The sequence below is a fragment of the Xenorhabdus entomophaga genome, assembly GCF_037996725.1.
GTDB classification, from domain to species: Bacteria; Pseudomonadota; Gammaproteobacteria; order Enterobacterales; family Enterobacteriaceae; genus Xenorhabdus; species Xenorhabdus khoisanae.
This window is the reverse complement of the sequence record NZ_JBBMXH010000143.1, coordinates 1-7307: the sequence shown is the minus strand read 5'-3', so window position 1 is coordinate 7307 and position 7307 is coordinate 1. Positions and strand designations below refer to the sequence as shown.

Sequence of the window (7307 nt, the reverse complement as noted above, 5' to 3'; positions counted from 1 at the left end):
ATAAGCATAACTCAGTCCTCTTTTTTGCCTTTTTGTTTCTGGAAAATCAAAACTCGCAAAATTTGGACTGAGTTTCTTTGACACTCCTACCATTTTGAAAAGTTATATATTACTTTATATTTTTTTTGTTATTTTAACTGTTGCTTTTATATACTCTATAACATGATGATTAATTCTTATTTAGTTGGTCGTTAGTAAGTGGAAGATAGTTCTAATCACATTAATTGTTTTTTTGCTTGATAAAATGAAATCAATAAATTTAAAAAACAAATTAAACTATATTTAAAGGTATTTCTTTTGTTTTGTGGTTGTTTTTTACTATCTAACGGAGTTAAATTTTTACCATGATTCTTTTATTGGAGGGATTATGCTGAAACGAAATTATTCTTTCAACAGTCACATGCCCTTATCTTCAGGTTGGCTTTACATCCATCAACATCAGTATCGGAAAATTTTACTAGATATGTATTGTTAGGTTTTAATCATTACTATTCATTAATATTTATAACCGTATTTAAGTGGCTTTATGTATATGAGTGCGTTACTATATTATTAGCTTTTCATTGGAGTATCGTATGTATTATATAGATTAATATTATTACTTATATAAATAAATTGACTTATATCATTGAGAGTAAATCCAACTGCCATTATCATTATAAACTTAGTTGATTAAATTGCTTGTAGTATTGCTTTTATATGAATAAGGTTAAGTAAGATATAAATATTTATCGTTTTGTGTGTTCTGGAATTATGACTTTTTCATTTGAAATAATTAAATGTTTTTTATTATATAAAACAATATGACTTTATTATCAAGCAAGATTTGTTTTTTTGATTATGGTTTTTTCTGAAAAATTCCACAGGCAGAAATAAAAGAAGGTCTTACAGATGAAAGCTCTTATTGTAATCGACATGTTGAATGATTTTGTAACAGGCGTTCTCGCCAATGAAGAAAGCGCGATGAAAATTATTCCTGTGATCCAGCGGACGATCAACTATGCCAGAAACCGGAATGATTGGCTGGTGGTGTATGCCAATGATGCTCATTGTGTCAGTGATCGAGAAATAGATATTTGGGGAAAACATGCGTTGGCAGGAACGAGGGGCGCTGAAGTTGTCGCGGAATTGGCCCCCATTGGCGCTGATCGTGAAATTATTTCTCCCAAGCATTTTTATAGCGCTTTTGATGGAACTGGTCTGGAAGAAGTTTTAAATCAATATGGTGTCAAAGAAGTTGTCTTGACAGGGCAACATACCCATTGTTGTGTCCAGCATACAGCCTATGGTGCATTTATCCGAGGTTATGATATCAAAGTATTGCCGGATGCTGTTTGCGTGTTTCCGGGGGTTGATCAGAATAGCGCCCTTAACTATTTAAAAAATATGTATAATGCTGAAGTTATAACAAGTACTGAGTTAGGTGTTCCGTTAGAATAGGGTAGCCAGACCTTCACCGAAATGGGATTTAATGACTGGCAGATTAATTTTCTGCCAGTCAAATAAGTTAGATAGAGTGCGAATATTTATAGATCAGGTAAATTCCTGCCGTAATAAATTTCCTGTATCTCTTTTTTAAGTAAGCGGGTGGTCTCTTTCTTTTCCATTTCGCTTAATTCTTCTGCTGTGGTATTGAATAAATACTCATTCAGATCAAATTCTTTCAACATCATTTTGGTGTGGAAAAGGTTTTCCTGAAAAATATTTACATCCAGCATATGGTACTGAGATTGGATCTCTTCTGTTACATAATTCTGAATGGAATTAATTTCATGGTCTATGTAGAGTTTTACGCCACTGATATCCCGGGTAAAACCACGAACACGGTAATCCATCGTCACAATGTCAGACTCCAATTCATGGATCAAGTAATTTAGTGCCTTAAGAGGGGAAATTACTCCACAAGTTGATACCTCAATATCTGCCCTGAAGGTACATATACCACCATCCGGGTGGCTTTCTGGATATGTATGTACACAAATGTGGCTTTTGTCTAAGTGGGCGACGACAGAATCAGGAAGTGGGCCTGGATTTTCTGTATTATCCACTAAATTAGGGTCAATGGGTTCTTCACTAATCAGAATGGTAACGCTCGCTCCTTGGGGATCATAATCTTGGCGAGCAATATTAAGAATGTTTGCACCAATGATTGAACAGGTTTCACTGAGAATCTCAGTCAGGCGATTTGCATTATACTGTTCATCAATGTACGCGATATAACTGTCGCGATCGGCGTTTATTTTTGCATAACAGATATCATAAATACAAAAACTTAAGCTTTTTGTGAGATTATTAAAGCCGTGCAATTTTAGTTTGCGCAATTTAATTCACCTCCCGGTTAATGGGGGATTATTGGTTTCCAGACAGTGCATTCAGTAAGTATTGTGGTAATGCAAAACTTCCTGCATGTATGGCAGGTGTATAGTAACGGCAGGCTATGGCCGCACTTTCAAAGCGCTGTTGCAGTGTTATCAAAGAAACCTGACGCAAGGCGGAGTCTTGGGTTGCCCATGCAAACGTCATAATCCCGCCATAATAGGTCGGAACGGCAGCCTGATAGAAACTGCTGTCAGCAAAATAACGACTCAATTTTTTATGGCTATTGACGGCTTCATCCTGTTGCAGGAAACAGACGCCATTTTGGGCTACAAAAATACCGCCTTCGTTTAAGCAGCGGGCACAGCCTTCATAAAATTCAGAGGTAAATAGGCTTTCACCTGGCCCGGCGGGATCGGTACAGTCAGAAATGATGACATCAAATTTTTCAGATGTGGTTTTGACAAAACTAACACCGTCATCAATCACCAGTTTGAAACGAGGGTCGTCATAAGCCCCTGCATTATGGTTTGGTAAGTATTGGCGGCAAAACTCAACCACACAGGCATCAATTTCTACCATTGTGATATTGTCGAGATAGTGATGACGACAGACTTCACGTAGCATTCCACCATCACCACCGCCAATGATTAAAACCTTTTTAGCTTGGCCGTGGGCAAATAAGGGCACATGAGCCATCATTTCATGATAGATAAATTCATCGCGCTCTGTGGTTTGAACTACACCATCAAGCGCCATAATGCGACCTACCTCTGTATTTTCGAAAATGATTAGGTCTTGGTGCTCTGTTTTGTCATGATAAAGCACATTTTCAACTGCAAAATATTGACCGAAATTGGAATGCAATGTTTCATACCAAATTTCTTTTTGTGACATGTTTAGGTATTTCTCCATTGTGATGTTCCCAGGAATGGGGCGCACATAATAGCCAACTATTAACTTAGTTGCACTGCGAAATTGACCTATAGAGATATTTTGTTAGGGAACTATTTTACATAGGCGAGTAGGCTAAGAGAACGTCGAGCAAGAGAACGACATTTAACTTCATGAGGTAAGTTAATTTCCTTTAAGTCGTTATAACCTAATTGATTCAGTTCCTCCATTAACTGACCATCATAGTTACTGAGATCCCAATTCTGGTGTTGGGCAAAATAGATAATTGTGCGCCTGATCTCACGATCTGGGATTTGGCTATAGCCACAGTCATATTTCAGGTAAATATAGACCGCAGTCAAATCAGCAAGATTTTCAGCTTCACTTTCAGAGAGGGCTTTTGCGGGTTGCGCAAAACCGAACAGAACCAGAATGTAAATCAATAAAGTAATTTTTTGCATGATTTCTATTATACTGATTTTCTACCATTTTACTTAAATTATCATATTAATATCTGTGTTAGCCAAACTTAATTTACTTAATGTTGGGAAAATTGCCATTTTTTCTGCCAATAAAAAAATTTAATTGAGCATTAACGAATAGGGTTTGTTCTGATGGCATAGAGTGTTATTTTATGCGCTTGGTGAGCTTATGGTATTGAGCGGTGTATAAATAATCACATTTATCATTGGGTTTGTATTGTGATTATTTAAAACAAAATCAACTGGTTATATTGATGAAGAAACATACTGTAGATGTGATGATCTCCGAACAGGAGGTTAAGCAACGTATTGCTGAGCTGGGGCAACAGATTACAGAGCATTATCGTAAGAGCGATCGTGAACTCGTGCTGGTCGGCTTGCTGAGAGGGTCATTTATCTTTATGGCAGATTTATGCCGTGAAGTACAGGTTCCTCACGAAGTGGACTTCATGACCGCATCCAGCTATGGCAATGAGATGAGTTCTACCCGCGATGTGAAAATCCTCAAAGATCTGGATGAGGACATTCGTGGCAAAGATGTGTTGATCGTTGAAGATATTATCGATTCAGGCAATACACTGAACAAAATCCGTGAGATTCTGGGGCTGCGTGAGCCGAATTCACTGGCGATTTGTACTTTGCTGAACAAACCATCTCGTCGTGAGGTTGATGTTCCCGTTGAGTGGATTGGTTATTCGATTGAAGATAAGTTTGTCGTTGGTTACGGCATTGATTATGCCCAGCATTATCGTCACCTGCCTTATATCGGGCACGTCACCTTATTGGAAGATTGATTTTTGCGGTAATTTTAAGTAATCAGTCGAGTTATGAGCAAATGGCAGCGAAAAGCTGCCATTTGTTTTTTAGATCAGCCTGTTATTTGGCTTGAGACAATTTGGAAATAGCCTGGCGATAATTAAGTTCGAGTTTCTCGCGGCTATCCGCCGTAATATCCAGATCGTGTAATTCACCGTCTTTTAAACCATATACCCAACCGTGGATCATCACCTTCTGACCACGTTTCCACGCAGATTGCATAATGGTAGAGTGGCCGAGGTTGTAAACCTGTTCAATGACATTCAATTCACACAGGCGGTTCAGTCGATCATTAGGCGGCAATTCGCCAAGCATAGAACTGTGCTTGTACCACAAATCCCGGATGTGGAGCAGCCAGTTATTGATTAAGCCCAGTTCAGTGCCATCCACAGCAGCTTCAATACCACCACAGCCGTAGTGACCGCAGATAATGATGTGCTCAACCTGCAAGACATCAACAGCATATTGTACAACGGATAAACAGTTTAAATCGGTATGAATAACAAGGTTTGCAACGTTTCGGTGAACAAAAAGATCGCCTGGTGCAGCATCAATCAGTTTTTCAGCAGGTACTCGGCTATCAGAACAGCCTATCCACAGGAAATGGGGTTTTTGCGCCTTTGATAATTCTTTGAAAAAAAGCGGATTTTCATCGTTTACGGACTTTGACCACTGTTTGTTCCTGGCAAAAAGCTCTTCAATTTTTCTCATCATAACTAATAGCCTGACAACGTTTTTGAGATAGAATCATATACAACATTAATTGAGAATTTAATATTTAATTGAAGAATGTTTTTTATTTGATCCCTGTCATTGCTAAGAAAGGCGGGAAGAATCATGGCATAATTCCCATCTTGCACTCAAAAATAGCAAAGAATAAAGGTGTTTTTTACTTATGGCTTACGCATTAGAGTTAACGCAGCTCACTAAAACTTATGAAAGTGGAGTGAAAGCGCTGCGGGGGATTGATTTGCATGTAGAAGCTGGCGATTTTTACGCGCTTTTGGGGCCAAATGGTGCAGGGAAATCCACTACGATTGGTATTATCAGTTCTTTGGTCAATAAAAGTGGCGGTAAGGTTAAGGTATTTGACTACGATATTGATACAGATATCGTTAATGCCAAACGTCAGCTTGGTCTTGTTCCTCAGGAATTTAATTTTAATCAATTTGAGACGGTGATTCAGATAGTACTGAATCAGGCGGGATATTATGGCGTTCCGCGCGATGTTGCACAGGACAGGGCTGAAATCTATCTTAACCAACTGGATCTATGGGAAAAGCGCAACGAACGGGCTATTCGTTTGTCCGGCGGTATGAAACGTCGTTTGATGATTGCTCGTGCTTTGATGCATCAGCCGAAATTGCTCATCCTTGATGAACCTACAGCGGGAGTGGATATTGAACTGCGCCGATCTATGTGGGAATTTTTGAGAGAATTGAATGCGCAGGGAACCACGATCATTCTGACGACTCATTATCTGGAAGAAGCTGAAATGCTGTGTCGCAATATTGGTATCATCCAGCATGGTGAATTGGTAGAAAACACCAGTATGAAAAGCCTGCTCAGTCAGCTTGAGCGTGAAACTTTCTTGTTTGATTTAGAGCTTAAAGGAACAGTACCTATCGTTGATGGTTATGATTATCGTCTGGTTGATGCTGCCACGTTGGAAGTTGATGTAAAACGTGGACAGGGGCTGAATGATATTTTCTCCCAGCTAAGTACACAGGGCATTCAGATTAGCAGTATGCGCAATAAAGCGAATCGCCTGGAAGAGCTGTTTGTTGGGTTGACCAATAATAATCAAGGAGATAGATAATGATCCAATTGTACTGGGTGGCCCTGAAAACCATTTGGATTAAGGAAGTCACTCGTTTTGGTCGTATTTGGGTACAGACATTATTACCGCCTATAATCACCATGTCTCTGTATTTCGTTATATTCGGCAATCTGGTGGGTTCTCGCATTGGTGAAATGGGCGGGGTGGGTTACATGCAGTTTATTGTGCCCGGGCTGATAATGATGTCAGTAATCACCAACTCTTACGCGAATGTCTCTTCGTCCTTCTTTGGCGCCAAATTTCAGCGCAGTATCGAAGAAGTACTGGTTGCTCCGGTTCCAACCCATGTCATCATTGCTGGATTCGTTGGCGGTGGGGTAGCTCGTGGTGTATGTGTTGGCATTCTGGTGACATTGGTTTCCTTATTGTTTGTACCGTTACAGATACATTCATGGGGCATGGTAGTGATTACTTTGCTGGCAACGTCTATTTTGTTTTCTCTGGCGGGGCTGTTGAATGCCATTTTTGCGAAAACGTTCGATGATATCAGCATCATCCCAACCTTTGTTTTGACACCACTGACTTATCTGGGAGGCGTATTTTATTCCCTTACCCTGTTACCTACCTTCTGGCAAATCGTGTCAAAGCTCAACCCGATTGTCTATATGGTTAGTGGTTTCCGCTATGGTTTTCTGGGTATTTCGGATGTCTCTCTGGCGATGACATTAGGTATGTTGAGTATCTTTATTGCTTTATTTTATTTTCTGGCTTGGTACTTAATTGAATCTGGCCGGGGGTTAAGAACGTAACAACCGAAATTAACCACTCCGCCATCATCAACGGCGGAGTGGGGTGATAATAATAGCGGGTGGTGGATTTACCTAATAAACCCGAATTCTGGATAAGAAATTGACGAGAAGCCTGTTCCAGGAGCAAAGTTTTGGTGCACACCAAAAACAGCTCCGAGGGGGAACAGGCTATGGACAAGTTAGTTGAAATTTTCTGCGATGTCGACGATT

General features: G+C 39.6%; 8 protein-coding genes. 4 read left to right on the top strand and 4 right to left on the bottom strand.

Going from position 1 to position 7307, the window contains the following annotated elements; all coding sequences use genetic code 11:
* Positions 1 to 891 precede the first annotated feature (891 nt).
* Complete coding sequence (locus tag AAC854_RS20275) at positions 892 to 1440, top strand: cysteine hydrolase family protein (protein ID WP_340618682.1); 549 nt, start codon at positions 892 to 894, stop codon at positions 1438 to 1440.
* A gap of 86 nt (positions 1441 to 1526) precedes the next feature.
* On the opposite strand, the gene speD is transcribed toward AAC854_RS20275, so the two are convergent.
* From speD to AAC854_RS20260, 3 genes are all read right to left on the bottom strand, one after another.
* Positions 1527 to 2327 carry an adenosylmethionine decarboxylase gene (gene speD, locus AAC854_RS20270; RefSeq protein WP_340618683.1) on the bottom strand — a complete coding sequence of 267 codons (801 nt, stop codon included), beginning with the start codon at positions 2325 to 2327 and terminating at the stop codon, positions 1527 to 1529.
* 22 nt (positions 2328 to 2349) lie between these two features.
* Positions 2350 to 3213 (bottom strand): polyamine aminopropyltransferase, encoded by an 864-nt coding sequence (gene speE / locus AAC854_RS20265; protein ID WP_340618681.1) that lies wholly within the window; start codon positions 3211 to 3213, stop codon positions 2350 to 2352.
* 110 nt (positions 3214 to 3323) lie between these two features.
* Positions 3324 to 3671: a YacC family pilotin-like protein gene (locus AAC854_RS20260; protein WP_340618680.1), complete on the bottom strand. Its 348-nt coding sequence runs from the start codon at positions 3669 to 3671 to the stop codon at positions 3324 to 3326.
* 275 nt (positions 3672 to 3946) lie between these two features.
* Here AAC854_RS20260 and hpt point away from each other — a divergent pair, with 275 nt between their 5' ends.
* Entirely contained in the window at positions 3947 to 4486 is a 540-nt protein-coding gene (gene hpt / locus AAC854_RS20255) for a hypoxanthine phosphoribosyltransferase (RefSeq protein ID WP_340618679.1), read from the top strand.
* An 82-nt stretch (positions 4487 to 4568) separates the two neighbouring features.
* Here the strand turns inward: hpt and can are convergent, their stop codons facing one another.
* Complete coding sequence (gene can, locus AAC854_RS20250; RefSeq protein WP_047962605.1) at positions 4569 to 5222, bottom strand: carbonate dehydratase; 654 nt, start codon at positions 5220 to 5222, stop codon at positions 4569 to 4571.
* A gap of 181 nt (positions 5223 to 5403) precedes the next feature.
* Between can and AAC854_RS20245 the strand changes: the two genes are divergently transcribed.
* Positions 5404 to 6327 carry an ABC transporter ATP-binding protein gene (locus tag AAC854_RS20245; RefSeq protein WP_273548574.1) on the top strand — a complete coding sequence of 308 codons (924 nt, stop codon included), beginning with the start codon at positions 5404 to 5406 and terminating at the stop codon, positions 6325 to 6327.
* Positions 6327 to 7097, top strand: a complete 771-nt coding sequence (locus AAC854_RS20240) for an ABC transporter permease (RefSeq protein WP_047962607.1) — start codon at positions 6327 to 6329, stop codon at positions 7095 to 7097. The genes AAC854_RS20245 and AAC854_RS20240 overlap by 1 nt, the downstream gene beginning before the upstream one ends.
* The last annotated feature ends 210 nt before the right edge of the window (positions 7098 to 7307 follow it).

What these genes read in the sequence shown, in the direction of transcription:
- AAC854_RS20275 (WP_340618682.1), top strand. Translation starts at nt 892, where the DNA reads ATGAAAGCTCTTATTGTAATCGACATGTTGAATGATTTTGTAACAGGC.
- speE (WP_340618681.1), bottom strand. Translation starts at nt 3,213, where the DNA reads ATGTCACAAAAAGAAATTTGGTATGAAACATTGCATTCCAATTTCGGT.
- AAC854_RS20260 (WP_340618680.1), bottom strand. Translation starts at nt 3,671, where the DNA reads ATGCAAAAAATTACTTTATTGATTTACATTCTGGTTCTGTTCGGTTTT.
- hpt (WP_340618679.1), top strand. Translation starts at nt 3,947, where the DNA reads ATGAAGAAACATACTGTAGATGTGATGATCTCCGAACAGGAGGTTAAG.
- can (WP_047962605.1), bottom strand. Translation starts at nt 5,222, where the DNA reads ATGATGAGAAAAATTGAAGAGCTTTTTGCCAGGAACAAACAGTGGTCA.
- AAC854_RS20245 (WP_273548574.1), top strand. Translation starts at nt 5,404, where the DNA reads ATGGCTTACGCATTAGAGTTAACGCAGCTCACTAAAACTTATGAAAGT.
- AAC854_RS20240 (WP_047962607.1), top strand. Translation starts at nt 6,327, where the DNA reads ATGATCCAATTGTACTGGGTGGCCCTGAAAACCATTTGGATTAAGGAA.